At 71.1% G+C, this 26047-nt stretch carries 25 protein-coding genes and 1 riboswitch; of the genes, 8 read left to right on the top strand and 17 right to left on the bottom strand.

All coding sequences use genetic code 11. From position 1 onward, the window contains the following. Positions 1-19: 19 nt before the first annotated feature. The 3 genes from KAK07_RS18850 to KAK07_RS18840 form a co-directional block, all read right to left on the bottom strand. On the bottom strand, positions 20-988 hold the full coding sequence (locus KAK07_RS18850; protein ID WP_210862548.1) for a hypothetical protein: 969 nt from the start codon (positions 986-988) through the stop codon (positions 20-22). 34 nt (positions 989-1022) lie between these two features. Then, positions 1023-2240: a formate-dependent phosphoribosylglycinamide formyltransferase gene (gene purT, locus KAK07_RS18845; RefSeq protein ID WP_210862545.1), complete on the bottom strand. Its 1218-nt coding sequence runs from the start codon at positions 2238-2240 to the stop codon at positions 1023-1025. A gap of 83 nt (positions 2241-2323) precedes the next feature. After that, the gene (locus KAK07_RS18840; protein ID WP_210862543.1) at positions 2324-2986 is read right to left on the bottom strand and encodes an NUDIX hydrolase; all 663 of its coding nucleotides are present in this window, start codon (positions 2984-2986) and stop codon (positions 2324-2326) included. A gap of 38 nt (positions 2987-3024) precedes the next feature. Between KAK07_RS18840 and KAK07_RS18835 the strand changes: the two genes are divergently transcribed. Next, positions 3025-4110, top strand: a complete 1086-nt coding sequence (locus tag KAK07_RS18835; RefSeq protein WP_210862541.1) for a DNA glycosylase AlkZ-like family protein — start codon at positions 3025-3027, stop codon at positions 4108-4110. On the opposite strand, the gene KAK07_RS18830 is transcribed toward KAK07_RS18835, so the two are convergent. Further along, the gene (locus tag KAK07_RS18830) at positions 4089-4883 is read right to left on the bottom strand and encodes an HAD family hydrolase (protein WP_210862539.1); all 795 of its coding nucleotides are present in this window, start codon (positions 4881-4883) and stop codon (positions 4089-4091) included. The two genes, KAK07_RS18835 and KAK07_RS18830, sit on opposite strands and share 22 nt — an antisense overlap. 217 nt (positions 4884-5100) lie before the next feature. On the opposite strand from KAK07_RS18830, the gene ppk2 reads away from it, so the two are divergent. The 4 genes from ppk2 to metF all read left to right on the top strand — a co-directional run bounded on the left by ppk2 (position 5101) and on the right by metF (position 9740). Next, positions 5101-6240 (top strand): polyphosphate kinase 2, encoded by a 1140-nt coding sequence (gene ppk2 / locus KAK07_RS18825; RefSeq protein WP_210851540.1) that lies wholly within the window; start codon positions 5101-5103, stop codon positions 6238-6240. Positions 6241-6376: 136 nt separating this feature from the next. Further along, a riboswitch (S-adenosyl-L-homocysteine riboswitch) is annotated at positions 6377-6463 on the top strand. Positions 6464-6565: 102 nt separating this feature from the next. Next, positions 6566-7999 (top strand): adenosylhomocysteinase, encoded by a 1434-nt coding sequence (gene ahcY, locus KAK07_RS18820; RefSeq protein WP_210862537.1) that lies wholly within the window; start codon positions 6566-6568, stop codon positions 7997-7999. Positions 8000-8128: 129 nt separating this feature from the next. Continuing rightward, positions 8129-8884: a TlyA family RNA methyltransferase gene (locus KAK07_RS18815; protein WP_210862535.1), complete on the top strand. Its 756-nt coding sequence runs from the start codon at positions 8129-8131 to the stop codon at positions 8882-8884. A gap of 19 nt (positions 8885-8903) precedes the next feature. Next, the gene (metF, locus tag KAK07_RS18810; protein WP_210862533.1) at positions 8904-9740 is read left to right on the top strand and encodes a methylenetetrahydrofolate reductase [NAD(P)H]; all 837 of its coding nucleotides are present in this window, start codon (positions 8904-8906) and stop codon (positions 9738-9740) included. Between the two features lie 9 nt (positions 9741-9749). Here metF and KAK07_RS18805 read toward each other — a convergent pair whose 3' ends face one another. Both KAK07_RS18805 and KAK07_RS18800 read right to left on the bottom strand, forming a co-directional pair. Then, positions 9750-10268, bottom strand: coding sequence for a hypothetical protein (locus tag KAK07_RS18805; RefSeq protein ID WP_210862531.1), 519 nt, complete (start codon positions 10266-10268; stop codon positions 9750-9752). Positions 10269-10450: 182 nt separating this feature from the next. Next, on the bottom strand, positions 10451-11053 hold the full coding sequence (locus tag KAK07_RS18800; protein WP_210851535.1) for a hypothetical protein: 603 nt from the start codon (positions 11051-11053) through the stop codon (positions 10451-10453). A gap of 326 nt (positions 11054-11379) precedes the next feature. On the opposite strand from KAK07_RS18800, the gene KAK07_RS18795 reads away from it, so the two are divergent. After that, positions 11380-12027 (top strand): OmpW/AlkL family protein, encoded by a 648-nt coding sequence (locus tag KAK07_RS18795; RefSeq protein WP_210851534.1) that lies wholly within the window; start codon positions 11380-11382, stop codon positions 12025-12027. Positions 12028-12376: 349 nt separating this feature from the next. On the opposite strand, the gene KAK07_RS18790 is transcribed toward KAK07_RS18795, so the two are convergent. Genes KAK07_RS18790 through KAK07_RS18745 form a run of 10 tightly spaced genes read right to left on the bottom strand, consistent with a single transcriptional unit; the run spans position 12377 to position 21090 of the window. Then, positions 12377-12841 carry an acyl-CoA thioesterase gene (locus KAK07_RS18790; protein WP_310740750.1) on the bottom strand — a complete coding sequence of 155 codons (465 nt, stop codon included), beginning with the start codon at positions 12839-12841 and terminating at the stop codon, positions 12377-12379. Beyond that, positions 12826-13575 carry an arginine N-succinyltransferase gene (locus tag KAK07_RS18785; RefSeq protein ID WP_210862529.1) on the bottom strand — a complete coding sequence of 250 codons (750 nt, stop codon included), beginning with the start codon at positions 13573-13575 and terminating at the stop codon, positions 12826-12828. Before KAK07_RS18785 ends, KAK07_RS18790 begins: the two co-directional genes overlap by 16 nt. A gap of 2 nt (positions 13576-13577) precedes the next feature. Next, positions 13578-14630 (bottom strand): arginine N-succinyltransferase, encoded by a 1053-nt coding sequence (gene astA / locus KAK07_RS18780; RefSeq protein WP_210851532.1) that lies wholly within the window; start codon positions 14628-14630, stop codon positions 13578-13580. A 2-nt stretch (positions 14631-14632) separates the two neighbouring features. Continuing rightward, positions 14633-15652: a GlxA family transcriptional regulator gene (locus KAK07_RS18775; RefSeq protein WP_210862528.1), complete on the bottom strand. Its 1020-nt coding sequence runs from the start codon at positions 15650-15652 to the stop codon at positions 14633-14635. Between the two features lie 22 nt (positions 15653-15674). Further along, positions 15675-16448: an ABC transporter ATP-binding protein gene (locus tag KAK07_RS18770; RefSeq protein WP_210862526.1), complete on the bottom strand. Its 774-nt coding sequence runs from the start codon at positions 16446-16448 to the stop codon at positions 15675-15677. 10 nt (positions 16449-16458) lie between these two features. Next, on the bottom strand, positions 16459-17577 hold the full coding sequence (locus tag KAK07_RS18765) for a succinylglutamate desuccinylase/aspartoacylase family protein (protein WP_210851529.1): 1119 nt from the start codon (positions 17575-17577) through the stop codon (positions 16459-16461). A 2-nt stretch (positions 17578-17579) separates the two neighbouring features. Next, positions 17580-18269, bottom strand: coding sequence for an ABC transporter permease (locus KAK07_RS18760; RefSeq protein ID WP_210862523.1), 690 nt, complete (start codon positions 18267-18269; stop codon positions 17580-17582). Then, the gene (locus tag KAK07_RS18755) at positions 18269-18955 is read right to left on the bottom strand and encodes an ABC transporter permease (protein ID WP_210851527.1); all 687 of its coding nucleotides are present in this window, start codon (positions 18953-18955) and stop codon (positions 18269-18271) included. The genes KAK07_RS18760 and KAK07_RS18755 overlap by 1 nt, the downstream gene beginning before the upstream one ends. Before the next feature lie 6 nt (positions 18956-18961). Further along, positions 18962-19741, bottom strand: a complete 780-nt coding sequence (gene aotJ / locus KAK07_RS18750; RefSeq protein ID WP_210862522.1) for an L-arginine-binding protein AotJ — start codon at positions 19739-19741, stop codon at positions 18962-18964. A gap of 14 nt (positions 19742-19755) precedes the next feature. After that, entirely contained in the window at positions 19756-21090 is a 1335-nt protein-coding gene (locus tag KAK07_RS18745; protein ID WP_210851525.1) for a cyanophycinase, read from the bottom strand. 290 nt (positions 21091-21380) lie between these two features. On the opposite strand from KAK07_RS18745, the gene KAK07_RS18740 reads away from it, so the two are divergent. Then, entirely contained in the window at positions 21381-24104 is a 2724-nt protein-coding gene (locus KAK07_RS18740; RefSeq protein WP_210851524.1) for a TonB-dependent receptor, read from the top strand. A 128-nt stretch (positions 24105-24232) separates the two neighbouring features. Here KAK07_RS18740 and KAK07_RS18735 read toward each other — a convergent pair whose 3' ends face one another. Then, positions 24233-25006 carry an ABC transporter ATP-binding protein gene (locus tag KAK07_RS18735; RefSeq protein ID WP_210851523.1) on the bottom strand — a complete coding sequence of 258 codons (774 nt, stop codon included), beginning with the start codon at positions 25004-25006 and terminating at the stop codon, positions 24233-24235. Positions 25007-25077: 71 nt separating this feature from the next. Here KAK07_RS18735 and KAK07_RS18730 point away from each other — a divergent pair, with 71 nt between their 5' ends. Further along, the gene (locus KAK07_RS18730) at positions 25078-26046 is read left to right on the top strand and encodes a DMT family transporter (RefSeq protein WP_210862520.1); all 969 of its coding nucleotides are present in this window, start codon (positions 25078-25080) and stop codon (positions 26044-26046) included. Position 26047: the final 1 nt, after the last annotated feature.

Genomic DNA, 26047 nt, shown 5'->3' with positions numbered 1-26047 from the left:
GCGAGGCCGGTATTGTCGCTCAGCGGTCCAGGTCGGCCCAGAGGACGGTGCGCACGGTCTCGTAGGCGCCATCGCCGTTGGCGTCGACCGACAGGCGGGCCTGCGTGGCATTGAGCGCGTCGACCTTCAGCACCGAGCCGGCGGCACCGACGAACTTCATCGTGCCGGCCGACGGGTAGTCGTCGGCGTAGCGCTGCACCACGTCGACCGGCGTGGTGACCTGGACCCGGTAGCTGTCCAGGCCCGTGCCCGAGAAGGTGCCGGTGACGCGCTGCACCGAGGCATCGCCGCGGTCCACCACATGGGCCACGTAGCTGGCCAGCGCGAAGCGGTAGCTGACACCGCTGCGCGAGGCCTGCAGCACGATCGACGGCGAGCTCAGATCCAGCGTGTTGCCCCCGCTCAGCTGCACCGCGAGCTCGCCGTCCAGGCGCACCGAGCCCTCGGTGGTGGTGGTCTGCAGACCGGCAAAGGCCATCGTGAAGCCGAAGTTGCGGGCGTCGGTGAAGCTGCCCAGCGTCATCGTGAAGCTGCCATTGAGCGTGAAGCCGCTGCCATCGTCGCAGGCGCTGGCCGACACGCTGATCGACTCGCCGGTGGCGTCGAACAGGCCGTTGGCATTGCTGTCGCTGAAGTTCACGCTGACCGACCCGGACACCGCGCAGTCGACCACCGCGGCGGCCTGCGGCTGCACGCGCGACGCGGCCTTCAGCCCCAGCGCCTGGGCGCGGCGGCTGACCAGCGCCACCACCTGGCTGGCCGAGCCGGTGGCGCCCAGGCCGGTGCCGAGGTTGGCGGCCAGCGGGCCCACCGAGGTGCTGGCCAGCCCGACGCGGGCCACCGCGTCGGCGTTGGCGTCGGTGATCGCCAGGTCGGTGGCCACCGGCGGCTCGCCGCCATCGCCGCCGCCGCCGCCGCCACAGGCGGCCAGGCTGGCCAGCGCCAGCAGCGTCAGCGCACGGCGGGTGTTCAGGATCGAAGTGTTCATGTGTGTGCTCCCTGGTTGAAAGAAGAGGCGGTGCTCAGACCTGGCGCGGACGGACCTTGCCGGCCGCCAGCCTGGCCTGCTGCCGGGCGGTGTCGACATCCTGGTCATGCACCAGCGCCACGCCCATGCGGCGCTTGGTGAAGCTCTCGGGCTTGCCGAACAGGCGCAGCTCGCTGCGGGGCACCGCCAGCGCGTCGGCCACGCCATCGAAGGCGATGCCTGCCGCATCGACGCCGCCATAGATCACCGCACTGGCGCCCGGGCTGCGCATCGAGGTGTCCACCGGCAGGCCCAGGATGGCGCGCGCGTGCAGCTCGAACTCGCTCTGCCACTGCGTGACCAGGGTCACCAGGCCGGTGTCGTGCGGGCGCGGGCTGACCTCGCTGAACCAGACCTGGTCGCCCTTGACGAACAGCTCCACGCCAAAGAGGCCCAGGCCGCCCAGGTCGGCGGTGACCATCTCGGCGATCAGGCGCGAGCGCTCCAGCGCCGCCTCGCTCATGCGCTGCGGCTGCCAGCTCTCGACGTAGTCGCCCGCCACCTGCTTGTGGCCGACCGGCTCGCAGAAATGGGTGTCGACGCCGCCACTGGCGTTCATCGCGCGCACGGTGAGCAGGGTGATCTCGAAATCGAAATCGATGAAGCCCTCGACGATGACGCGGCCCTTGGCCACGCGGCCGCCGGCCATCGCGTAGTCCCAGGCGGCGGCCACGTCGGCGGGGGTGTCGATCTTGCTCTGGCCCTTGCCCGAGCTGCTCATCACCGGCTTGACCACACAGGGGTAGCCGATCGGCGGCTGGCCGTCGCTGCCGTCGATCGCCGCCTGCAGCTCGGCCAGCGAGTCGCAGAAGCGGTAGGGGCTGGTGGGCAGGCGCAGGTTCTCGGCGGCCAGGCGGCGGATGCCCTCGCGGTCCATGGTCAGGCGCGCGGCGCGGGCCGTGGGGATGACGCGCACGACACCCTCGGCCTCGAGCTTCTCCAGCTCCTGGGTGGCGATGGCCTCGATCTCGGGCACCACCAGCATCGGCCGCTCGGCCTCGATCAGCGCGCGCAGCTGGGCCGGGTCGCTCATCGTGATCGTGCGGGCGTGGTGGGCCACCTGCTGGCCGGGGGCGTTGTCGTAGCGGTCGACGGCGATCGTCTCGACGCCCAGGCGCTGCAGGGCGATCAGCACCTCCTTGCCCAGCTCGCCGCTGCCAAGCAGCATCACGCGGGTGGCGGACGGGGACAAGGGGGTACCGAGGGTCGTCATGGCGCGGAATTCCTGCTGGGGCGGGGGTGACTGGCCGACATTGTCGCAGCGCCGCCGGACGTGGCCTTTGACGACTGCCAAGCCTACTGCCAGGCGAAACGCGGCTGGTCGAAGTGGGCCACCCGCGTGGCCTCGCCGCGCAGGCACCACTGGGCGAACTGGTAGAGGAAGGCGCCGGTGGGCGCAGCGATCCAGCTGTGACCGATCGGCATGCGCAGCGCCGGGTGCTCGCCATGCGGTGTCTGGTTGAGCAAGGGCGCGTCCGGACGCAGCAGCTCGGCCACCGGGATGCGGTGCAGGCTGGCCACCTCGTCGGGGTTGGCCTGGGCGTCCCGGGCTGCGCCGGCCCACACCACGATCGGCGTGATCACGTAGCCGCTGCGGGTGGCGTAGTCGTCCAGCCGACCCAGCACCGCATCGGCCGCCAGGGCCAGGCCCACCTCCTCGTGCAGTTCGCGCAGCGCCGCCTGCTCGGGGCTCTCGCCCTCGTCCAGCCGGCCGCCCGGCAGCGCCCACTGGCCGGCGTGGGCGCGCAGGTGGGCGGCGCGGCGGGTCAGCAGCAGCGCCGGCTCGGTCTGCCACCGGGCATGGGCGGGCAGGCCGGCAGCGTCGGCGCCGTGGCCCGCCTCCACCACCGCCAGGGCCACCGCGGCCCGGCGCCGGCCCTCGTCGGGCAGCGCACGCGCGCCGGCCGCCTGCAGGCGGGCCTGCCACAGCGCGCGGGGGTCGGGGCTGGTGCTGTCCATGGTGCGAGGATAGCCGCCGCGCCGCTATGCTGCCGCTCATGCCTGCCACGCCCACGCTCGACGACCTGACACGCTACGCGATCGCCCGCAGCCTGGGCCGCCCGTCCACGCTGCCGGCCGCGCTGCAGCGCCTGGGCTTCGTGCAGGCCGACCCGATCCGCGCCCCGGCCCGCGCCCAGGACCTGACGCTGCGCCACCGCGTCAAGGACTACCGCGCCGGTGAGCTGGAACAGCGCTACCCGCGGCTGAAGGTGGAGGAGGACTTCTTCATCAACTACGGCTTCGTGACGCCGACCCTGCACACGCTGATGCACCCGCGCCAGGCGCGCCAGGCCTGGCCGGCCAGCCGCTGGACGCAGGCCCGCGAGGTGCTGGCCTTCGTGCAGGACCGCGGCGTGGTGCACCCGAGGGCGGTGGACGCGCATTTCCAGCACGGCAAGACCCGCAACTGGTTTGGCGGCTCGTCCAACGCCAGCACCCAGCTGCTCGACGGCATGCACTACCGCGGCCTGCTGCGGGTGGCGCGGCGCGAGGGCGGCATCCGCCTGTACGCGGCGCGCCCGGTCACGCCGCCCCATGAGGACCCCGCCGCGGCGATGGACGCCCTGGTCGACGTGGTGGTGGGCAAGTACGCGCCGCTGCCGGCCACCACGCTGAGCCACCTGGTGGCCCGGCTGGTGTTCGGCGCGCCGCAGTGGCAGGCCGAGCGCGCGGCGGCGCTGCGCCGCGCCAAGGCGCGCTTGGCCTCGGCCGAGGTCGAGGGCACGCGCTGGTACTGGCCCGCCGGCGAGAACCCCACGGCGCGCCGCTGGGCAGCGGACGAGGCGCTGCGCCTGCTGGCGCCCTTCGACCCGATCGTCTGGGACCGCCCGCGCTTCGAGCGCTTCTGGGGCTGGGCCTACCGCTTCGAGGCCTACACCCCCGCGCCCAAGCGCCAGCGCGGCTACTACGCGCTGCCGATGCTGTGGCAGGGCCGGGTGATCGGCTGGGGCAACCTGGCGGTGGCGGACGGCCGGCTGCAGGCCGAGCTGGGCTACGTTGACAAGCGCCCGCGCGGCGCGGCCTTCACGGCGGCGCTGGACGACGAGCTGCAGCGCCTGGCTCAGTTCCTCGGGCTGGACTGAAGCAGGCGCGCCACCACCTCGGCGAAGCCCTGCCCGCGCTCGCCGCGCGTGACCCAGCGCGGCCGGTGCAGCAGCTGCGGCCAGAAGCGCGCGATGTTGGCCACGCCCACGCTCAGCGGCATCTGCTGGAACATGGTCTGGTCGTTGGTGGAGTCGCCCACGTAGAGCCAGTCGGCCGGATCGAACACCCGGCCCAGCGCGGTCTCGACCGCCCAGCGCGCCGCGGTCCACTTGCTGTGCGCGCCGATCCAGCCGTTGATGTGGATCGAGCTGACGGTGGCGCTCAGGCCGTGCGCGCGCATCACGGCCACCACCTGGGCGATCTGCGCCTCATCCAGGTGGGCGAACTCGCTGTGGTCGATGGCGATGTCGGTCTGCCGGCCGGCGCTGTCGCGCGCCAGCGTGGCGCCGGGCACCCGCGCCAGCACATCGGCGGCGCAGGCGGCCAGGCGCTGCGCGTTGGCAGCGCGGGTGGGCGCGTCCTGGGTGAAATCGTGGCGCAGCCGGTTGCCGTCGCGGCGCAGCATCACGGCGCCGTTCTCGGCCACGATCGCGGCCACCGGCCAGGCCATCGCGAAGGGTTCGCTCCAGCCGGCCGGGCGGCCGGTGATCGCGATGCAGTGCCGGCCGGCGTCGGCCAGCGCCTGCAGCGCGGCCAGCGCGGCGGGCTCGATCGCGCCGTCGCGCGTCAGGGTGTCGTCGATGTCGGTCAGCACGCCGCGCACCGCGGCCAGCGCGGCGCCCGGGGCCTCGTCCCAGCGGCAGGAATCCATGCCCCAGTGTCCCATGGCCCTCACGCTGAACAAGTCCCTTTCGGCGTGCGCATCCCTGCTTCGGGCGGACCGCGGCGTTGCACATCCCGAACCCAGCGCGGGCCCATCCGCGGCGACTTGTCCAGCGTCGCCTTAAAGCTTGATGCCGCTCAAGTCACGCAAACGCCATCGTTCCATCATCGACTGTTCCAGGGACTTCCCCACACACCACCGCACCATGGCCACCCGCACCACCGCCGCCAAGAAGACGCCCGCCGCCAACCGCCCCCGTCCCGCCAGTGGCGGCGACGTGACGCCCCGCAAGACCGCCGCCGGCCGCCGCAACTACACCGCCGCCGAGTCCACCCGCGCCAAGCAGATCGTGCAGGCCGAAGTGATCAAGGGGGTCGTGGGCTCCGATGCGCGCCCCTCCGAGGTGCTGTCCCAGGTCAAGGCCCTGATCGGCGGCGCGTCGCCCGACGACCGCAAGGCGCTGCGCCAGGTGCTGGCCAAGCCGCCGCGCGTCACGACGCCCGGCGTCGACCCCGACACCGAGCTGGCCGCCGGCTGGCGCGAGGGCGCCTACCCGTACAAGAACCTGCTCTCCCGCAAGAGCTACGAGAAGCAGAAATACAACCTGCAGGTCGAGTTGCTGAAGCTGCAGGCCTGGGTCAAGGAGACCGGCCAGCGCGTGGTGATCGTCTTCGAGGGCCGCGACGCCGCCGGCAAGGGCGGCACGATCAAGCGCTTCATGGAGCACCTCAACCCCCGCGGCGCGCGCGTCGTGGCGCTGGAGAAGCCCAGCGAGGTCGAGCGTGGCCAGTGGTACTTCCAGCGCTACATCCAGCACCTGCCCACGGCCGGCGAGATCGTGCTGTTCGACCGCAGCTGGTACAACCGCTCGGGCGTCGAGCGGGTGATGGGTTTCTGCACCCAGCACGAGTACGACGAGTTCCTGCGCCAGGCGCCCGAGTTCGAGCGTCAGCTGGTGCGCTCGGGCGTGCACCTGTTCAAGTTCTGGTTCTCGGTCAGCCGCGCCGAGCAGCGCCGCCGGTTCAAGGAGCGCGAGATGCACCCGCTCAAGCAGTGGAAGCTCAGCCCCATCGACAAGGCCAGCCTGGACAAGTGGGAGGACTACACCCGCGCCAAGGAGGCCATGTTCCTGCACTGCGACACCTCCGACGCGCCATGGACGGTGATCAAGAGCGACTGCAAGAAGCGCGCGCGCCTGAACGCGATGCGCTATGTGCTGCACCGCCTGCCCTATGGCGGCAAGAACCTCAAGGCGATGGGCGCGGTCGATCCGCTGATCGTGGGCCGGCCCTCGCTGGTGCCCAGTGTGGGCGACGACCAGCTGGCGTCCAGCAACGCCGGCTGATCGCGGCCGCCCTGGACCGCCCGGGGCGTCTGCCCGCCCCGGCGCACAGGCAGACGCCCGCGGAGAAACCGTGAATTGAGCCGGTCTGGCCGGGCTGTTGCGGCGCCCGCGGGCGCCGCTTTCGCTAGAATCACGGGATTCCGAGGAGCGTTGCAAGGTCAGCCGCCATGAGATGGCAGACCCCAGGCTCGGAATCTTCACATTGCAACGGCGCTCACCCGCATCGCGTCTGGCCGACCGTGGGTGAGTGGGGTGTCTCCCTTCCCCTGGTGGTGTCTTTCGCGCGGCGGGTTCTCGTTCCACGCCGAACCGAAGGACCGCACCCATGAACGCACCCGAGACCCTGAAGCTGGCCGATTGCGCCATCGCCGACATCACGCTGGCCGACTGGGGCCGCAAGGAAATCCGCATCGCCGAGACCGAGATGCCCGGTCTGATGGCCATCCGCGAGGAATTCGCCGCCAAGCAGCCGCTCAAGGGCGCGCGCATCACCGGCAGCCTGCACATGACGATCCAGACCGCGGTGCTGATCGAGACGCTCAAGGCCCTGGGCGCCGACGTGCGCTGGGCCTCGTGCAACATCTTCAGCACCCAGGACCACGCCGCCGCCGCGATCGCCGCCGGCGGCACGCCGGTGTTCGCCGTCAAGGGCGAGACCCTGGTCGACTACTGGGACTACACCCACCGCATCTTCGACTTCGGGCCTCAGGGCACGCCGGGCGAAGGTCCCAACATGATCCTGGACGACGGCGGCGACGCCACGCTGCTGATGCACCTGGGCCAGCGCGCCGAGAAGGACGCCTCGGTGCTGGCCAACCCGGGCAGCGAGGAAGAGCGCATCCTGTTCGCCGCGATCAAGGCCAAGCTGGCCGAAGACCCCACCTGGTACAGCCGCAAGAGCGCCGAGATCATCGGCGTCACCGAGGAGACCACCACCGGTGTGCATCGCCTGAAGGAGATGAGCGCCAAGGGCACGCTGAAGTTCCGCGCCATCAACGTCAACGACTCGGTCACCAAGAGCAAGTTCGACAACCTTTACGGCTGCCGCGAGAGCCTGGTGGACGGCATCAAGCGCGCCACCGACGTGATGATCGCCGGCAAGGTGGCGGTGGTCTGCGGCTATGGCGACGTGGGCAAGGGCTCGGCCCAGGCGCTGCGTGCCCTGAGCGCCCAGGTCTGGGTCACCGAGATCGACCCGATCAACGCGCTGCAGGCCGCGATGGAAGGCTTCAAGGTGGTGACCATGGAGTGGGCCGCCGACAAGGCCGACATCTTCGTCACCACCACCGGCAACCGCGACGTCATCACCTTCGAGCACATGGCGGCGATGAAGGACCAGTCCATCGTCTGCAACATCGGCCACTTCGACAACGAGATCCAGGTCGCCCGGCTCGAAGAGAAGTGCCAGTGGGAGGAGATCAAGCCGCAGGTCGACCACGTCATCTTCCCCGACGGCAAGCGCATCATCCTGCTGGCCAAGGGCCGCCTGGTGAACCTGGGCTGTGGCACCGGCCACCCCAGCTTCGTGATGTCGAACTCGTTCGCCAACCAGACCATCGCCCAGATCGAGCTGTTCTCGCACCCCGAGGGCTACGACGTGGGCAAGGTCTATGTGCTGCCCAAGCACCTGGACGAGAAGGTCGCGCGCCTGCACCTGAAGAAGGTGGGCGCGATGCTGACCGAGCTGAGCGACGAGCAGGCGGCCTACATCGGTGTACCGAAGCAAGGCCCCTACAAGCCCGACACCTACCGTTATTGAGGGCCCCCACGCTCGCTGCGCTCGCTGCCCCCCGAGGGGGGCGCGGCCGACCTTGGGGCGGCCCGGCGGTCGGCCGGCCGCCGCCTCGACGCGAGCGTCCTACCCACCCGGGCTTCTTCCTTCACCGTCATGCGCGCTGATCAGCTGATCGTTCAAATGGGACTGGCCCCGAGCCGGTCGGCTGCGCAGCGGCTGATCGAGACCGGCGCGGTGCGCTGGCTGGGTCCCAAGGGCTGGCAGGTGCCGACCAAGGCGGGTGAAGACCTGCCCGACGGCTGCCAGATCGAGGTGACCGACCACGCCGAGCTGCGCTGGGTGTCGCGCGGCGGGCTCAAGCTGGAGGGCGCGCTGCGCATCACCGCCCTGGACCTGGCCGGCGCGGTGGCGCTGGACGTGGGGCAGAGCACCGGCGGCTTCACCGACGTGCTGCTGGCCGCCGGCTGCGCACAGGTGTTTGGCGTGGACGTCGGCCACGGCCAGCTGCACCCGCGCCTGGCCGCTGACGAGCGCGTGCACGCTGTCGAGGGCGTCAATGCGCGCCACCTGAGCCTGGCCGACCTGGGGCCGCAGGCGCCGGCGTCGGGGTTCGATCTGATCACCGGCGACCTGTCCTTCATCTCGCTGACCCTGGTGCTGCCGGCCCTGGCGCCGCTGCTGGCGCCGGGCGGCACCTTGCTGATGCTGGTCAAGCCGCAGTTCGAGCTGCAGCCGGCCGAGATCAACAAGAAGGGCCTGGTGAAGGACGCCGCGTCCTACCCGCACGTCGAGCGGCGCCTGCGCAAGGCCTGCGGCAAGTGCGGCCTGGTGGTGCGCGCCTGGCTGGACAGCCCGGTCACCGGCGGCGACGGCAACCGCGAGTTTTTCGTTCAGGCGCAACGTGCCTGAACCCTGGAGCACAGACACGATGAACCCCGACTTCCCGATCAGCCTGGAATTCTTCCCGCCCAAGACGCCCGAGGGCGTGACCAAGCTGGCCGCCGTGCGCCAGCAGCTCTATGCGCTGGACCCGCTGTTCTGCTCGGTGACCTATGGCGCCGGTGGCAGCACCCAGGACGGCACGCTGCAGGCGGTGCAGGCCATCCTGGATGAGGGGCGCCAGGGCGCCTCGCATTTCACCTGCATTGGTGCCACGCGCGACTCGGTGCGCGAGAAGCTGGCGCTGTTCCAGGGCATGGGCCTGAAGCGCATCGTCGCCTTGCGCGGCGACCTCCCAAGCGGCTATGGCGGCTTTGGCGAGTTCCGCTATGCCAGCGACCTGGTGGCCTTCATCCGCGCCGAGACCGGCGACCACTTCCATATCGAGGTGGCCGCCTACCCCGAGACCCACCCGCAGGCCAGGAGCCCGCAGGCCGACCTGCAGGCCTACGCCGCCAAGGTGAAGGCCGGCGCCAGCGGCGCGGTGACGCAGTTCTTCTTCAATGCCGACGCCTACTTCCGCTTCGTCGACGAGACCCGCGCGCTGGGCGCCGACATCCCGGTGGTGCCCGGCATCATGCCGATCACCAACGCCAGCGGCATCCTGCGCTTCGCCGACAACTGCGGCGCCGATGTGCCGCGCTGGGTGCGCCTGCGCCTGCAGAGTTTTGGCGACGACAGCGCCAGCATCAAGGCCTTCGGCCTGGATGTGGTGACCGCGCTGTGCGAACGCCTGCGCGCCCAGGGCGTGCCCGGGCTGCACTTCTATACGATGAACCAGTCGGCCACCGTGCTGGAGATCTGCCGCCGGCTCGGTCTGGCCTGAGCTTTCGGCTCAGGGCAGCGTCATCCTCAGAGTGACGAAGGGGAATTCGGGTTCGAAAAACACCTCAAGCTGGTCAGCGGCTGTGTTGCCGATCATCACGCCTTCCAGGGTGATGTTGGTCGTGATGCGGATACGGTCGCCCTCGGCGAGGCTCCTCATCGGTTTCTTCTTGAGTGGCACGATGTCCTGGTAGTACACGTTGCCACCGGTGTCGCCGATCGCCTGTTCTTCCCAGCCGCTGGTCAACTTCACCTTGTCGCCAGTGGCGGCTGGAATGAGCACCACGCTGGACCGCGCGGTGTAGCGGCCATCAGCGGCGCCGGTCAGCACGATGCGGCCATGGGGCGCCCCACGATCGATCCACTGTTCGCAACCACCCGCCAAACTGGCTCGGAGGTCGGCCCACAGTTGCGAACCGGCCACCATCACCGACTCGGCGCGAAAGTCTGCCGCCAGTGAGCGTGATGTACCACCGTCGACATCACCAGCCATCCGCAACAAGGCGAGATCCTTGACCTTGAGTTCCATCCAGTGGGTGCGGGACCGGGTGCAGGCGCTCGCGGCGCTGCACGCCAGGCCCACGATGACCGCCGCAGCCACCTGGCGGGCCGGGGGCCACGAACAACGGTGCCCAGACCGTATTGGATCCGCATGCATCAAGAGCCTCCATTCATCGTTAAACAACAGAGAACGCCGGCGTCCGTCAGCCCTCAGGGAATCCACACCTCGATGTAGGGCGTGGTGCCCGCCCAGTTGTAGAGCGACTGCACCTGGTCGGCCACCCAGCCATCGATGATGGTGCCGCTGGCCTGGGCCTTGCCGGTCAGGCGCAGCACATCGCCCGCCACCAGGGCGCGCATCTGCTTCTTCTTCAGTTCGGCGTCGTGCGGGTGGGTGACGAAGCCCCCGGTGTCACCCGCCGCGCTGTCGCGCCAGGTGTGCATCTTCTGCTTCAGGCCGGTGCTGGCTGGAATCCACTGCAACTGGTTCTTGGCCGAGTAGCTGCCGCTGGCGATGCCCATCAGGACGATGTTGCCGCCCCCGGCATGGTGGATCCACTGGCTGCAGCCGCCGGCAATGCTGGCGGCGATGTCGTCCACCAGGGCCTGGGTCACGACCAGCTCGGCCCGGTAGCTGCCCCCATCCGTCTTGGTGCCGTTGTCGACGTGGCCCACCATGCCGACCTGCGCCGGCTCGCTCACCGAGGGCGTCATCAGGTGCAGGCGCTGCACGGTACAGGCCGAGGCCAGCGGCGTCTGGCCGAGCAGGACGGCGGCGGCAGCGGCGGCTGCCAGGCGGGGGGCGAGGTCCATCGACATCACAGACAACTCCTGTTGCTCCAGGCCCGCCGGACGGCTGGCCTGGCGAGCGAGCTTAGCGAGAACGGCCGCGCCGCACCATGGCCGCGCGGACTTCGAGCATGGGGGGAGCGGTCGCCGGGCACTGTTGCGCGAACGCATCAGCCTCGCGGCGCGAGTTTGACCAAGGTCAGGTGGCCGCCCGGGCTGGCCGGGACCGCGGCCGGCAGTTTGCGCGACAGCAAACTCGACCTGGTCACCAGACGTTGCAATGACCCCATCCGCCGCACCAGCGCGGTCCGGTTGTTTTCAAGTCAATGCAACGAAGAAGGAGTTCCTCCATGCGCAAGTCGCTGATCGCTGTCGCCACCCTGGCCGCTCTGGCCGCCCCGCAATTCGCCGCCGCCCAGGACAGCGGCAACTGGATCGTCCGCGTGCGCGCGACGCATCTGGATTCGGCCAACACCAATGACAGCGTGCTCAAGGGCACGCTGGCCGCCGTCGTCGCCCCGGGCACCGTGGCGTCGATCAACAACAAGTGGCTGCCCGAGCTGGACATCAGCTACTTCTTCACGCCGAACATCGCGGCCGAGCTGATCCTGACCTACCCGCAGAGCCAGGACCTGTCGCTCAGCGGCGTGGGCAAGATCGGCAGCTTCAAGCACCTGCCGCCGACCCTGACCGCCCAGTACCACTTCACCGACCTGGGCGCGCTGCGTCCCTACGTCGGTGCCGGCGTGAACTACACCAACATCTCCGACGTGAAGTGGGATCCGGCCGTCGCGGCGCTGAGCCTGAACCTCAAGCGCAACAGCTACGGTCTGGCGGCCCAGGTCGGCGCCGACTACGCGCTGGGCGGCGGCTGGCTGCTGAACGTGGACGTCAAGAAGGTCCAGATCAAGACCGACGTCCTGTCGGCCGGCACCAAGGTCGGTACCTTCAAGGTCGACCCGCTGCTGGTCAGCGTTGGCGTGGGCATGCGTTTCTGATCCAGGCTCCAAGAAGCACACCGGCGCACCGGCCACAAGCCGGCGCGCCCGTTGGGAATCAGGCGACCAGTCGGTCGCCTTTTTTTTGTTCTGGTTCCTGCCCACAGCGGCCGCAGGCCGCTGTGGGCAGAGCCCTATTCCGTTGAGCTCCCCCCAGCCCCCCTCCAAGAAGGGGGCTCCAGCATGAGCTTCGGGCCGGCCTGCCGGCCGGCGTGGCACTGGCACGCTTGGCGCACCACCTTTTGTGGTTCTGACTGGAGCCACCCTCTTGGAGGGGGGCTCGGGGGAGCCCAACGTTCGGGGCCTTGGCCCACAGCGGCCTACGGCCGCTGTGGGCAGAAACCAGACTTCAGCCCGAGGCGGTCACTGCCGCGGGCAGATACACCGCGCAGAACTCCGGTGGCATGCGGCGCGCCTGGCCGCTGCTGATTTCGATGCAGACCAGTTGCCAGCGGCCGCGCAGGACGGTGGCGCCGTCGCGCAGGCGGCGCAGCTGGAAGCGGCGCTCCATGCGCAGGCGGCCGTCGCCGGACAGCAGCCAGGTGGCCAGTTCCAGCGCGTCGCCCAGCTGGGTGGGCAGCAGGTAGTCGTACTCGCCGCGGTGAATGGCCATGGCGCGGTCCAGGCGGCGGTAATCGGCGATCGACAGGCCCAGGGCCTCGGAGTGGGCCCAGCCGGCCTGCTCGCACCAGCGCAGGTAGACGGCGTTGTTGGTGTGGTCCAGGCCGTCGATGTCGCCGGGCTCAGGCGCCACGCGCAGCAGGAAGGGGCGGGGCAGGTCCCAGTCGTCCATGCTCTTCAGCGCCGGGCGCACCAGCTGTCCAGGTGGGTTTCGAAGACCGGGCCGCCGTCGACGATGTCGATGTGGTGGCTGTAGCGGAAGCCCGCGTCGGCCAGCGTGTCCATCCACACGCGGGCCGCGGGCGCGGCCTGGGCCATGGCCGCCTGCGCGGCGGGGCTCAGGAAGGAGGCATAGACCACCTGCCGCGGCATCAGGGCGGCCAGCTGGGCTCGGCCGTCCAGACCCAGGCGCTGCAGCACGGCGTCGGGGTCGCCAGCGTGGAAATGGCGGCCCAGGCCTTGCCAGAACGGCGAGCGGCCCTGGGCGTCGCGCAGGCCGGGCAGTTCGGCGATCACCCTGCCGCCCTGCAGCGCGCGGGTGGCCTGCAGGTGCTCGCGGGCGGCGTCCAGCAGGGCGCGCCAGGCCGAGGCCTGGGCGGCCGCGTCCAGGCCCGGCGCATGCGCGCGCTCGGCCAGCTCGCTGGCGCCGGTGTGGTCGTTGCCCAGCAGCAGGGTGTGCTGGCGGTGGAACAGCGACAGCTCGGGCGCCGCATGCACCACACAGCCCACGTGGTACCAGTGGCGCGGCCGCTGCAGGCCGATCGGGCCGCGCACGCGCAGACAGGCGGCCGGGCCCTGGGCGCCTTCGGCCAGCAGCCAGGCGGCGGCGGCGTCCGGGCGCGGCAGCATGGTGTCGGCCTGGGCGGGCAGCCAGGGGCGCAGCGCCGACAGGTCGGCCGCTTGCACGGGGCGGACGGTCCAGCGCATCGTCAGGTGCCGTCCGGGCCGTCCAGCGCGGCCACGCAGAGGCTGTCGCCCACGGCCAGGCCCAGCAAGGCGGCTTCGTCGTCGCGCAGCGCCACCGCGGGCGCGGTGGCGTCCAGCGCCAGCAGCGTGGCGCGCCAGTGCTGCAGCCGCCGACCGGCGGCCAGGTGCGTGGCGTGGCCGCCGCGCGCAGCGCGCGGGGCGGGCGGCAGCACGCCCACGCTGCGCAGACGGCGCGCGGTCTTGAGCATCGGCAGCCGGGCCTCCATCGTCGGGCCGCCGTCGAAGACGTTGAGCCAGGTGTCGGCGTCAAAGCCCTCGTCCAGCAGGATCGAGAAGGGCCGCTCGGCCACCGGGTGGAGCTGGCCCAGCGCCCACTGCGTGGCCTCGTCCAGCAGCGGCACGTAGATCGGCGACTGCGGCAGCAGCTCGGCCAGGAAGGCGCGGCCCTGGCCGCTGGCCAGGCGCTCGGCGGCCGGGTAGTCGAGGTGGAAGAAGCGCCGGCCCACCGCGTCCCAGAACGGGCAGGCGCCCGACTCGTCGGCCAGGCCCGGGTGCTCCGAGACGATGCGGTCGGTGAAGCGCTCGGGGAAGCTGGCGATGAACAGCAAGCGCCCGCGCGACAGCAGCTGGGCGCCGGGGCCGTCCTCGTGGGCCGGATCGATGTGAAAGCCGGTGAGCACCGTGGCGCCGGTCAGGTCGTGGCACAGGTGCAGCGTGTGGATGCGGTTGCGCACCCCCAGCGCCGGGCTGGCGTGCACCGTGAATTCATTGCGGTAGCTGTAGAAGCGATCGCCAGCCCCCGCACGCGCCGCGATGCCGCCGGTGCCCACCAGCGCCCCGGCCTGCTGACGGTCTTCCAGCACGAAGAGGTAGTGGGCATCCGGCTCGTCGCCATCGGCGAAGCTGCGCTGCGAACGGACGATGCGCTCGCGCAGGGCCTCGCGGTCGGCCGGCAGCGAGCTGATGCCGATCGCGCTGGCACCGGCCAGGCGCTCCAGGCCCGGCAGGTCGGCCAGGGCGGCCGGCCGCAGCAAGTAGCGCGGGGCGTCGGCCATGCTCAGGCGCTGCGCTCGTCGCGGGCCGCGTTGCCGGGCGCGGGCTCGGTGGCAGCGGCGTCGCGCCAGGCCTGGGCGCGCAGGCCGCGCTCATCGCGCGGCGTGCGGCCGAAGTGGGCGCGGTAGGCGTTGGAGAAATGCGGCCCGCTGGCAAAGCCGCAGGCCAGGCCGATCTGCAGGATCGACTGCGGCGTCTGGCGCAGCAGGGCCTGGGCGCGCTCCAGGCGCAGCCCCAGGTACCAGCGCGAGGGCAGCGCGTCCAGGTGCTGGCGGAACAGCCGCTCAAGGTGGCGGCGCGACACGCCCACCAGGCGCGCGATGTCTTCGGTGGGCAGCGGCTCGGACAGGTTGGCCTCCATCAGCGCCAGCGCCTCGGCCAGCTTGGCCGAGCCGGCGCCGCCGCGGCCGCTGCCGGGCACGCGCTGGCGCTCGTCCGCCGGGCGCGGACCAGGCAGGCCGGCGTGCGCGGCCAGCTCCTGCGCCAGCCGATCGCCATGGTGGTGACCCAGCCAGGCGATCATCAGGTCGCGGGCGGCCTCGCCACCGGCGCTGCTCAGGCGCTGGCGGTCAATCTCGAAGCGCTGCTGCGACAGCACCACCCCCGGGTGGCGCTCGGCCAGCGCCGCCAGGTGCGGCCAGTGCAGCGTGGCGCGGTGGCCCTGCAGCAGACCGGCCTCGGCCAGCCAGGCGGCACCGGTGCCCACGCCGCCCAGGCAGGCACCGGCCGCGGCCTGCTCGCGCAGCCACAGCAGCACCGCCGGGCCCAGGGGATCCTGTTCGTGCCAGGGCAGGTCGCTCACCACCATGGCCAGCTGCAGCGGCGGCGCGGCACGCAGCTCGGTGCAGACCACCCACGCGCCCGCGCCGGCGCGCACCGGCCGGCCATCCAGCGAGAGCATCACCGGCTCGGGCATGCGGCCCGGCTGCAGCGCCGCCGCCTGCGCCAGCGGATCGATCACGCCCGCCAGCGTGCCCAGCGAGAAGCCCGGCAGCAGCAGGCAGCCGACGCGGGCCGAGCTCATGCCAACGGGCCCCGTGGCTGCATCACTTCAGTCCCCCGCTGAGGAACTGGCGCAGCCGTTCGCTGCGCGGGCGCACCAGCACCTCGCGCGGCACGCCCTGTTCCTCGATCAGGCCCTGGTGCAGGAAGATCGCGTGGCTGGCCACCTCGCGGGCGAACTCCATCTCGTGCGTGACCACCAGCATGGTGCGGCCCTCGGCGGCGAGTTCGCGCATCACCTTCAGCACCTCGCCCACCAGCTCGGGGTCAAGGGCCGAGGTGGGCTCGTCGAACAGCATCACCTCGGGGTCCACCGCCAGCGCGCGGGCAATCGCCACGCGCTGCTGCTCGCCGCCCGACAGCTGCGCCGGGTAGACCTGCAGACGGTGCGACAGGCCCACGCGCGCCAGCAGCTGCTCGCCGCGTTCCACCGCCTGGGCGCGCGGCTGGCCCAGCACATGGATCGGCGCCTCGATGACGTTCTCCAGCACCGTGCGGTGCTGCCACAGGTTGAAGCTCTGGAAGACGAAGGCCAGGCGGGCGCGCCAGCGGCGCAGCTGGGCATCGTCCGAAGCCGTCAGGCTGCCGTCGCGGTCGCGCTTCAGGGCCAGGGTTTCATCGCCCAGGCGCAGCGTGCCCTCAAACGGCTGCTCCAGCAGGTTCAGGCAGCGCAGCAGCGTGCTCTTGCCCGAGCCGCTGGAGCCGATGATGGCCACCACGTCACCGGGCTTCGCGCTGAGCGAGACGCCGCGCAGCACCTCGCGCTCACCGAAGCGCTTGTGCAGGTTGTCGACCGTCAGGCCCAGGTGTGCACTCATGGCAGCGCCCTCACACCGACAGCAGCGAGCCGCTGCGCCGCGCGTCCACGCCGGCCACCTTGCCCAGCGCCATGCCGGCCACCGCGAAGCGGCGGTTCTCGCGGGCGAAGAACAGGCCCGTGGTGCCGGCGCCCAGCGTGCTGACCTGGCCGGTGATCGGGTCGATGACGTCGACGATGGGTTCGCCCTCGACCACTTCGGCGCCGGGCTCCTTCAGGAACACCACCATGCCGCCATGCGGCGCCACCAGCGGGATCGAGCCGGCCAGCGGCGTGGGCTGGCAGCGCAGCGGCGGGATGTCGGCCGCGGCGTCGTCGCGCACGATGCCGCGCGCCACCAGCAGGCGCAGGATGCCGGCGGCGTCCTGCGCGGCCAGCTCGTGGCGCACATCGCCCTCGCCGCGCAGCTCGATCGTGGCGGCCAGGCAGGACGGCGGCAGCGGAGTGCCCGCGGGCAGACGCGCCGCGATCTGCGGCCAGACCATCGAGCAGGCTTCATCAAACGGGTCGCCGCCCGAGCGCTCGGCGATCAGCGCCACGCGGGCATCGATGCAGCGCACCAGCAGCTCGGCCTGGTCCCAGGTGGCGGGCGTGGTGTAGATGTGCAGCAGGCCTTCACCGTCGGAGTGCAGGTCCAGCACCAGCTCGGCGTCGATCGCCAGGCCCAGCAGCAGGCGGCGCAGGTCCTCCAGCGGCGTGGTGGCGCTCAGTTCGGCGGCGGCCTCGCGCAGCGCGGCGCGCACCAGCGCAACGTTGGTGGCGGCGTCCGGCCCCAGGCGGTCCTGCACACGGGCCAGCGCGGGCTCGCTGAGGTCGGCGAAGTGGCGGTTGAAGTTCTCACCGCTGGTGAACTCGAAGCGGCCCTGGTAGCCACGCAGATGCCACTGGCGCAGGCCCAGCGGGTTGGCGGCGGGCACCAGCACCACCTCGCCCAGCAGCCGGCCTTCGGCCTCGGCCGTGGCCAGCAGGCCGCGCAGGTGGTGGGCCACCAGCAGGCCCGGCACCTCGTCGGCGTGCAGCGCGCCCTGGATGTAGACCTTGCGGCCGCCCGGCGTGCCGTAGTGCAGGCTGACCAGTTCGTGGCGGGTGCCGGGGGTGGCAGCCAGCAGAGTGTGGTGTTGGGTTCTCATCGTCAGCGGGCGCCCATGGGCTGCAGCCAGCGCCGCTCGGCGGCGCGGAAGATCGTCACCAGCACCGCCGTGATCGCCAGGTAGAACACGGCGGCGGTGAGGAAGGCCTCGAAAGGCAGGTAGTGGACCGAGTTGACCTCGCGCGCGGCACCGGTGAGGTCGGCGATCGTGACCACGCTGGCCAGCGAGGTGCCGTGCAGCATCAGCACCACCTCGTTGCCATAGGCTGGCAGCGCGCGGCGGAAGGCCTGCGGCAGCACGATGCGGCGCAGCGTCAGCCAGCGGCCCATGCCCAGCGCGCGCGCGGCCTCGACCTCGCCGGCGGGCACCGCCTTCATCGCGCCGTGCAGGATCTCGGTGGTGTAGGCGCAGGTGTTGAGGGCGAAGGCGGCGATGGCGCAGAACCAGGCCGAGGACAGCAGCGGCCAGGCGGCGCTCTGGCGCACCCACTCGAACTGCGCCAGCCCGTAGTACAGCAGGAACAGCTGCACCAGCATCGGCGTGCCGCGGATGACGTAGGTGTAGAGCCACACCGGCTTGCTCAGCCAGGGGTTGGACAGGCTGCGCAGCATGGCCAGCGGCAGCGCAACGGCCAGGCCGGCGGCCAGCGCCAGCACCAGCAGCTGCACGGTGACCACCGCGCCGCTGGCATACAGCGGCAGGCTGTCGGCGATGACGCCCCAGTCCAGCATCACAGGCTCACCCGCCGCACGCCGATCGACAGGCGCCGCGACAGCCAGGCAAAGCCCAGCTCCGAGGCACTGGTGAACAGCAGGTACAGCCCGGCCACGGCCAGGTAGAAGACGAAGGGCTCGCGCGTGGCGCCCGCCGCCTGACCGGCGCGCGCCATCATGTCGTGCAGGCCGATCACCGAGACGATGGAGGTGCTCTTGATCATCACCAGCCAGTTGTTCGACAGGCCCGGCAGCGCATGGCGCAGCATCTGCGGACCGACCACCCGGCGCAGCACCTGGCCGCGGGTCATGCCGAAGGCCAGCGCCGCCTCGCGCTGACCCGGCGGGACCGCCAGGAAGGCGCCGCGCAGCACCTCGGCCAGGTAGGCGCCGAAGACGAAGCCGATGGTCAGCACGCCGGCCACGAAGGGGTCGATGTCGACATAGTCCCAGCCCAGGCGCTCACCCAGCGCATTGACGGCCATCTGGCCGCCATAGAAGACCAGCAGCATCAGCACCAGATCGGGCACGCCGCGGATCAGCGTGGTGTAGGCCAGCGCCAGCGCGTTCAACAGGCGCGAGCGCGCCAGGCTGGCCAGCGCGCCGGCCAGCCCCAGCAGGAAGGCGATGCCCAGGCTGCCCAGGGCCACCGCCAGCGACAGCAGCGCGCCCTGCAGCAGGCTGGCGCCGTAGCCGTACAGCATCAGCGCTTACTTGCCGTAGATGTCGAAGTCGAAGTACTTGTCCTGGAGCTTCTTGTAGGTGCCGTTGGCGCGCACCGCGGCGATGGCCGCATTGAACTTGTCGAGCAGCGCGGTGTCGGCCTTGCGCATCGCGATGCCCGAGCCGGTGCCGAAGATCTCGGGGTCGTCCACCGGGTTGCCCAGCACCGCGAAGCCCTTGCCGGCGGGCTTCTTCAGGAAGCCTTCGCTGCCCGCGACCTGGTCGCACAGCGTGGCGTCGAGCCGGCCCGCGGCCAGGTCCAGGAAGATGTCGTCCTGCTTGGCGTAGCGCACGATCTCGCTGCCGGCGTAGTACTTGGTGGCGTAGCGGTCGTGGCTGGTGGTGCGCTGCACGCCGATCTTCTTGCCCTTCATCGCCGCGGGCGAGATGTCGCGCGGCGCGCCCTTGCCGATGAAGGCCGGCGGCGTGTTGTAGTACTTGTTGCTGAAGTTGACCTGCTTCTGGCGTTCGGGCGTGATCGCCATCGAGGCGATGATGGCGTCGAACTTGCGCGCCTGCAGCGACGGGATCATGCCGTCCCAGTCCTGCTGCACCAGCACGCATTCGGCCTTCATTTCGGCGCACAGGGCCATCGCGATGTCGATGTCGAAACCCTTCAACTTGCCGTCCGTGCCCACCTCCGAGAACGGCGGGTAGGCGCCCTCGACGCCGATGCGCACCTTTTTCCAGTCGGGCGCCTGGGCGTGGGCGGTCAGGGTGAGGCTGGCCAGCAGGGCCAGCAGGGCGATCAGGGGACGGCGGGTCATCGAGGGGTCTCCGTTCAACGCGGGGTCCAGGGGGTGAACATCGGTCGGGCGATGCGCACGGGGGCGATGTCCAGGTACAGGCTGGCGACGGTGTACTCGTCCGCGCCCAGCTCGTCAGAGTACCAGCCGACGCTGTCCTTGCCCTTGTACAGGCGGAACGAGAAACCCAGGTCGGCCACGGCCTCGCTGGGCGCGGCCTTGGGGTCGAAGGCCAGGCCGCGGGCCTCGGCCTGCCGGCTGTCGATCAGCTCGGCCATCGCGTTGTAGATGGTGGAGTCGCCGAGCATGTCGGTGTAGTAGGCCTCGCGCAGGAACTCCGGCTTGAAGTCGGGCGTGCCGGCCTGCAGCCGCTGGCCGCGCAGCTTGCGCGCCGAGGGCAGGATCTTGTGCAGGCCCAGGTCGTAGCGGTCGCCGCGGTCCAGGTAGGTCAGGCGCGCGTTCTGCACATTGAAGGCGCCGAGCTTGGCGTCGGTGCGGGCCTCGCGCAGGTCCACCAGCAGCGCGCCCTTGGCGCCGATGACCTCGACCATGTCGCCCTGCACCACCGCGGCGGAGTTCTCGTCGATGCCCAGACCCAGCTTGTAGCCGCGCGCCATCATCAGCGGCAGCATGCGGCCGAAGCGCCCGCGCTTGAGGAAGTGCTGGTCGACGAACAGGTTGGGGCCGACGAAGCCCAGGCCGCGGTCGACCTCCTTGCCGTCGCGCAGCTGGCCCTTCATCACGTTGATCACGCTCAGCGCGTCGCGAAACATCACGGTGCTCATCACCGCCGCACCGGCCGAGGTGCCGGCGATCACGCCGCCGCGCTGGTAGACGCCCCAGATCGCCTTGAGCATCGGCGTGGGCCGCCCGCCCGGGCTGAAGGTGTCGATGATGCGCTCCTGGGCGCCGCCGCTGAAGAAAATGCCCTGGGCGTTGTTGACCAGCTCCAGCAGTGACGGGTCGCGCACCGCCTTCTCCAGGTCGACCCACTTCAGCTGCGGGGCCACGGGCACGATCTCGGCGGTGGCGCCGCGCAGCTCCAGCAGGTCGGCCAGGCGCCGGGCGGTCTTGTCGGGCGTCTGCGAGGCGGTGCCGAAGACCACCCAGCGCGAGCCCTTGCCGCCGGACAGTTCCACCAGGCGGCGCCAGACGTCCTCGTTGTCGCCCTTGAGGGCACCGCCGATGACCACCGCATAGCCCTTGATCGGGCCGTCGGTGACCGCGCCCGGGGCTGGCACGCCGGCCGTCAGCGGGGCCGAGGCGGCGGCGTCGGCCGGTTCGGGCGGCGCCAGCTGGGCCAGGGCCCAGGTCGGGGCCAGGGCCAGCAGCACGGCGGCGAGCCGGCGGCGGAGGAAAAGATGACTCATGGCGCGATGGTTCATGTCCCTGAAATGGCAGCGGCCAGCCTGGCGACGGCCGGCCCGAGGCGCGATCTTGGCACCGCGGCGCGCCGCCCGCCCTGGGGAGCGACCCGGGTCAGCGCAATCACAACAGAAGATGTCGCTTCGACGCAAACAAGGCGGGCACGCGTGCCCCGCTCTTGCGTCGATGCGACCGCAAGTTGCGCCAGCGCGACCACAATGTGTCGCTTCAGTGAATGCCCCGCCGGCGCTTCCTAGACTGCCGGCAGCCCTCCATCCCGCCCACGGAGCCCCCGATGACCCCTGCCGAACGCCGCCGCCCCGCCGCCCGCGCCTTCCCGTTCGCCCTGTCGGCCAGCGCCTTGGCGCTGAGCCTGGCCCTGCCCGCGCTGGCCCAGACCGCCGCGCCGCAGCGGGTGGAGATCACCGGCTCGGCGATCAAGCGCATCGACGGCGAGACGGCGCTGCCGGTGCAGGTCATCACCCGCGAGGAGATCGACAAGACCGGCGTGACCACCGCGGCCGAGCTGATCTCGCGCCTGAGCGCCACCGCCGCCAACCTGACCGATGGCGGCAGCGTGGCCTACGGCGGCTTCCGCGACCAGATGGGCTTCAACGGCGCCAACCTGCGCGGCCTGGGCGTCTCGTCGACGCTGGTGCTGCTCAATGGCCGGCGCATGGCCAACTTCGCCTCGCCCGGCGATGCCGCCGGTGTCGACCTGAACGCGATTCCCGCGGCCGCGATCGAGCGCGTCGAGGTGCTGCTCGACGGCGCCTCCTCACTGTACGGCTCGGATGCGATCGGCGGCGTGATCAACTTCATCACCCGCAAGGACTTCAACGGCCTGGAGCTGCGCGCCCAGGTGGGCAACACCACCGAGGGCGGCGGCGGCAACAAGCGCAGCGTGACGCTGGCCGGCGGCCTGGGCGACCTCGGCCGCGACGGCTACAACCTGATGGCCGTGGCCGACCTGCAGAAGACCAGCAAGCTCAACGCGCTGAACCGCCGCTTCATCTCCGACCTGCAGATCCCGCAGCGCCTGCCCGACCTGCTCTCCAGCGCCACCTTCCCCGGCAACCTGGTCCTCAGCAGCTCGCAGCGCGACACGCTGGCCAGCGACGGCTGGAAGCCCAATGGCGTGGACCTGATCTCGACCAAGCGCGCCAACCCCTCGGCGGCCACAGGCTGCAACCCGCCGGCCAACCTCTACCTGCCCGAGGGCATCGGCGGCGTCGATGGCTGCACCTTCGACTACATGCGCGACATCGAGCTCTACCCCGAGTCGACCAAGTCCAGCGTGTTCGGCCGCGGCGTGCTCGACCTGGGCGGCGGTCACCAGGGCTTTGCCGAAGTCTCGCTGGCCCGCGCCCGCACGCTCTACAGCGGCACGCCCAACCGGATCGACGCCGACATCGACGTCGGCAAGATCCCGTTCCTGGCCTTCTCCTCGCTGAACGCGCTGGCGGCCGATGACGAGGACCGCATCATCACCGTGCGCACCCGCCTGGTCGATGCCGGCCTGCGCACCAGCGAGCTGGTCTCCACCACCCAGCGCGTCCTGGCCGGCACCAACGGTGTGCTGGCCGGCTGGGACTATGAATGGGCGGTGAACCACAGCACCAGCAAGGTGTCTGACCGCGACTACCAGGGCTACCTGAACGAGCAGACGATCCGCGACGGCTTTGCCGACGGCACGCTCAACCCCTTCGGTACGCAGACCGCGGCTGGCCTGGCGATGTTCGAAGCCGCGCAGATCCGCGGCGAGGTGCGCCGCGCCACCGGCGCCATGACCAGCCTGGACGTCAAGGCCTCGCGGGGGCTGATGAAGCTCGACGGCGGCGATCTGGCGGTGGCCGTGGGCAGCGAATTCCGGCGCGAGAAGCAGGACTACCACCAGTCGCAGGCGCTGGCCGACGACCTGATCCTGGGCGAGACCTCGCAGGGCCCGGGCGCCGATTTCGGCCGCTCGCGCAAGGTGGCGGCGGTGTTCGGCGAGGTGTCGGCGCCCATCACCCGGCAGCTGGAGCTGACCGGCGCGATGCGCTACGAGAAGTACCAGGTCTCGGGCGGTGCCCTGAGCCCGAAGCTGGGCATGAAGTTCGTGCCGATGAGCGAGCTGCTGCTGCGCGCCTCGGTGGGCAAGGGCTTCCGCGCGCCCAGCATGACCGACCTCTACCGGCCGGTCACCGAGGGGTCGTCGGCCACGCTGGTCGATCCGCTGTGCATGCAGCTCGACCCGGACGCCACGCCCACCGACTGCTCGGACATCTGGACCACGCTGAACTACAGCAACCCCAAGCTCAAGCCCGAGAAGTCGCGCCAGTTCTCGCTGGGCGGCGTGTTCGAGCCGCGCCGCGGCCTGAGCGTCAGCGTCGACTACTGGAACATCCAGAAGAGCGACCTGATCAGCACGCTGGGCGTGGACGTGATCCTGGGCAACCTGGCCAAGTACGGCTCGCTGGTGCACCGCGACAGCGACCAGGTGATCGAGGCGATCGACCTGATCAAGCAGAACCGCGGCAAGCAGAAGATCTCGGGCATCGACCTGGGCGTGGCCGTCACCCGGATCAAGAGCCCGATCGGCGAGCTGGGCGTGTCGCTCAACGGCACGCTGACGCTGCAGTCCAAGTCGCAGACCGGCGATGGCGACCCCTACGTCAGCAACCTGGGCCGCTTCATCAACGACGGCGTGGTGCAGCGCTGGCGCCATACGCTGGCGGTGGACTGGTCGCAGGGCGCGTTCTCGGCCAGCCTGTCGAACAACTACCTGTCGGGCTACCAGGACCAGGCCATCGTCGGCAAGCCGGACCGCCGCGTGTCGGAGTACTCGCTGTGGAACCTCTCGGGCGCCTGGGAGTTCAACAACGCCCTGACGCTGCGCGCCGGCGTGCGCAACCTGTTCGACACCGCGCCGCCGTTCTCGCAGCAGGCCTACTTCTTCATCTCGGGCTACGACCCGAGCTACACCGACCCGCGCGGCCGCTTCGTCTACCTGAGCGCCCAGTACAAGTTCAAGTGATCCCTCACGGGATCAGCACCGGTTCACGCACATCCGTGTGAAACGCCGCGCAAGCGGCACCCCGGGCCTCGCGGCGATCCCGCGGGGCCCTTTTTTCTGGCGGGCCGCGCAGGGGATCGAAGCCGGACTCAGGCGGTGGCTTCGGCGCTGCTGAGCGCTTCCAGCAGGCGCTTGCGGGCGCGCTGACCGGCGGGCGTCTCGAGCCAGGCCGGCTCGCGCGGGACGGCGTTGTCCAGGCGCAGCTCGTCCAGCACGCGGCCCGGGCGGCCGCCCAGCACCAGCACGCGGCTGGCGTGCAGCAGCGCCTCGTCGACATCGCGCGTGGCCAGCACGCAGGTGGGTGCGGCGGCACTGCGCGAGGCCTCGGCCAGCACCTGGCGCAGGCCAGGACGCGCGGCCGGCGAGACCTGGCTCAGCCAGTCGTCCAGCAGCAGCAGCGCCGGCTGCACCACCCAGGCACGGGCCAGGGCCACGCCCATGCGCTGCGACTCGTCCAGGGCCTTGGGCAGCACGTCGGCCAGGGCTTCCAGGCCCATCGCGGCCAGGGCCTCACGGGCGCGCTGCTCGCGCGTGTCCACCGGTGCGGCCGAGCCCTGCAGGCGCAGCGGCAGCTCCACGTTGACCGACGCGCTGGCCCAAGGCATCAGCGCCGGCGACGAGAACACGAAGGCCGCATCGGCCTGCGCAGCGCGCAGCGGCTCGCCATCACGCAGCAGGGTGCCCGACAGCGGGCGGTCGATGCCGGCCAGCAGGCGCAGCAGCGAGCTCTTGCCGCTGCCCGCCAGGCCCAGCAGGGCCACGCGCTCGCCCGGCGCCAGGCGCAGGTCCAGTCCATCCAAGGCCAGCACGCCGGAATCATGGCGGCGGCTGACGTCTTTCAGTTCGATCAAGGGTGCATTCATCGGGGCGTGACTGTAACGCGCCATGCGATCATCGGCTGCTGCCGGAGACGGCCGTTTTTTGTGTTAAGTCGATGCTGATCGGAACGCTGTTTGCACTGGCCGCAGGCCTGATGTGGGGCCTGGTGTTCGTGGGGCCGCTGCTGCTGTCCGACTACCCGGCGGTGATGCTGTCCTTCGGCCGCTACCTGGCCTTCGGCCTGATCGCGCTGCCGCTGGCCTGGTGGGACCGCGCCGCGCTGCGCACGCTCACGCGCGCCGACTGGCTCGAGGCGCTGAAGCTGGCGATGGTGGGCAACATCGTCTACTACCTGTGCCTGTCCTCGGCCATCCAGCGCGCGGGCGCGCCGCTGCCGACGATGATCATCGGCACGCTGCCGGTGGTGATCGCGCTGGTCTCGAACCGCCGCAACGCGGCGCGCGACGGCACCCTGCCCTGGCGCCGCCTGGCGCCCTCGCTGGGTCTGATCGCGCTGGGCATCGGCCTGGTCAACCAGGCCGAGTGGCAGGCGCTGCGCGCTGACCCGCAGGCCGACCTGGGCCGCTACGCGCTGGGCGCCGCGCTGGCGCTGGCGGCCGTGGTGTGCTGGACCTGGTACCCGATCCGCAACGCCGACTGGCTGCGCGCCCACGCCGAGCGCAGCCCGCGCACCTGGGCCACCGCGCAAGGCATCGCCACCTTGCCGCTGGCGCTGCTGGGCTTCGCCGGCACCTGGCTGGTGTTTGCGCTGACCGACGCACCGTGGGTGATGCCGCTGGGCCCGCGGCCCGGCGCCTATGTGGGCCTGATGCTGGCGATCGGCCTGCTGGCCTCCTGGCTGGGCACGCTGTGCTGGAACGAGGCCAGCCAGCGCCTGCCCACCAACATCGCCGGCCAGCTGATCGTCTTCGAGACGCTGTCGGCGCTGGCCTATGCCTTCGTGCTGCGCGGCGAGTGGCCCGGCCTGCCCACCGCCTGCGGCATCGCGCTGCTGATCGCCGGCGTGTGGTGGGCGCTGCGGGTCGATCCGGAACCCGCGGCGGCGGATGCGCATCCGAACTGAG

Origin of the sequence: Ideonella alba, from assembly GCF_018069875.1 — a bacterium.
GTDB lineage: Bacteria > Pseudomonadota > Gammaproteobacteria > Burkholderiales > Burkholderiaceae_C > Ideonella > Ideonella alba.
Note: the sequence above shows the minus strand (reverse complement) of the source record. Positions and strands in the feature narration are given on the sequence as shown.

What these genes read in the sequence shown, in the direction of transcription:
- KAK07_RS18850 (WP_210862548.1), bottom strand. Translation starts at nt 988, where the DNA reads ATGAACACTTCGATCCTGAACACCCGCCGTGCGCTGACGCTGCTGGCG.
- purT (WP_210862545.1), bottom strand. Translation starts at nt 2,240, where the DNA reads ATGACGACCCTCGGTACCCCCTTGTCCCCGTCCGCCACCCGCGTGATG.
- KAK07_RS18840 (WP_210862543.1), bottom strand. Translation starts at nt 2,986, where the DNA reads ATGGACAGCACCAGCCCCGACCCCCGCGCGCTGTGGCAGGCCCGCCTG.
- KAK07_RS18835 (WP_210862541.1), top strand. Translation starts at nt 3,025, where the DNA reads ATGCCTGCCACGCCCACGCTCGACGACCTGACACGCTACGCGATCGCC.
- KAK07_RS18830 (WP_210862539.1), bottom strand. Translation starts at nt 4,883, where the DNA reads ATGGATTCCTGCCGCTGGGACGAGGCCCCGGGCGCCGCGCTGGCCGCG.
- ppk2 (WP_210851540.1), top strand. Translation starts at nt 5,101, where the DNA reads ATGGCCACCCGCACCACCGCCGCCAAGAAGACGCCCGCCGCCAACCGC.
- ahcY (WP_210862537.1), top strand. Translation starts at nt 6,566, where the DNA reads ATGAACGCACCCGAGACCCTGAAGCTGGCCGATTGCGCCATCGCCGAC.
- KAK07_RS18815 (WP_210862535.1), top strand. Translation starts at nt 8,129, where the DNA reads ATGCGCGCTGATCAGCTGATCGTTCAAATGGGACTGGCCCCGAGCCGG.
- metF (WP_210862533.1), top strand. Translation starts at nt 8,904, where the DNA reads ATGAACCCCGACTTCCCGATCAGCCTGGAATTCTTCCCGCCCAAGACG.
- KAK07_RS18805 (WP_210862531.1), bottom strand. Translation starts at nt 10,268, where the DNA reads ATGGAACTCAAGGTCAAGGATCTCGCCTTGTTGCGGATGGCTGGTGAT.
- KAK07_RS18800 (WP_210851535.1), bottom strand. Translation starts at nt 11,053, where the DNA reads ATGGACCTCGCCCCCCGCCTGGCAGCCGCCGCTGCCGCCGCCGTCCTG.
- KAK07_RS18795 (WP_210851534.1), top strand. Translation starts at nt 11,380, where the DNA reads ATGCGCAAGTCGCTGATCGCTGTCGCCACCCTGGCCGCTCTGGCCGCC.
- KAK07_RS18785 (WP_210862529.1), bottom strand. Translation starts at nt 13,575, where the DNA reads ATGCGCTGGACCGTCCGCCCCGTGCAAGCGGCCGACCTGTCGGCGCTG.
- astA (WP_210851532.1), bottom strand. Translation starts at nt 14,630, where the DNA reads ATGGCCGACGCCCCGCGCTACTTGCTGCGGCCGGCCGCCCTGGCCGAC.
- KAK07_RS18775 (WP_210862528.1), bottom strand. Translation starts at nt 15,652, where the DNA reads ATGAGCTCGGCCCGCGTCGGCTGCCTGCTGCTGCCGGGCTTCTCGCTG.
- KAK07_RS18770 (WP_210862526.1), bottom strand. Translation starts at nt 16,448, where the DNA reads ATGAGTGCACACCTGGGCCTGACGGTCGACAACCTGCACAAGCGCTTC.
- KAK07_RS18765 (WP_210851529.1), bottom strand. Translation starts at nt 17,577, where the DNA reads ATGAGAACCCAACACCACACTCTGCTGGCTGCCACCCCCGGCACCCGC.
- KAK07_RS18760 (WP_210862523.1), bottom strand. Translation starts at nt 18,269, where the DNA reads ATGCTGGACTGGGGCGTCATCGCCGACAGCCTGCCGCTGTATGCCAGC.
- KAK07_RS18755 (WP_210851527.1), bottom strand. Translation starts at nt 18,955, where the DNA reads ATGCTGTACGGCTACGGCGCCAGCCTGCTGCAGGGCGCGCTGCTGTCG.
- aotJ (WP_210862522.1), bottom strand. Translation starts at nt 19,741, where the DNA reads ATGACCCGCCGTCCCCTGATCGCCCTGCTGGCCCTGCTGGCCAGCCTC.
- KAK07_RS18745 (WP_210851525.1), bottom strand. Translation starts at nt 21,090, where the DNA reads ATGAGTCATCTTTTCCTCCGCCGCCGGCTCGCCGCCGTGCTGCTGGCC.
- KAK07_RS18740 (WP_210851524.1), top strand. Translation starts at nt 21,381, where the DNA reads ATGACCCCTGCCGAACGCCGCCGCCCCGCCGCCCGCGCCTTCCCGTTC.
- KAK07_RS18735 (WP_210851523.1), bottom strand. Translation starts at nt 25,006, where the DNA reads ATGAATGCACCCTTGATCGAACTGAAAGACGTCAGCCGCCGCCATGAT.
- KAK07_RS18730 (WP_210862520.1), top strand. Translation starts at nt 25,078, where the DNA reads ATGCTGATCGGAACGCTGTTTGCACTGGCCGCAGGCCTGATGTGGGGC.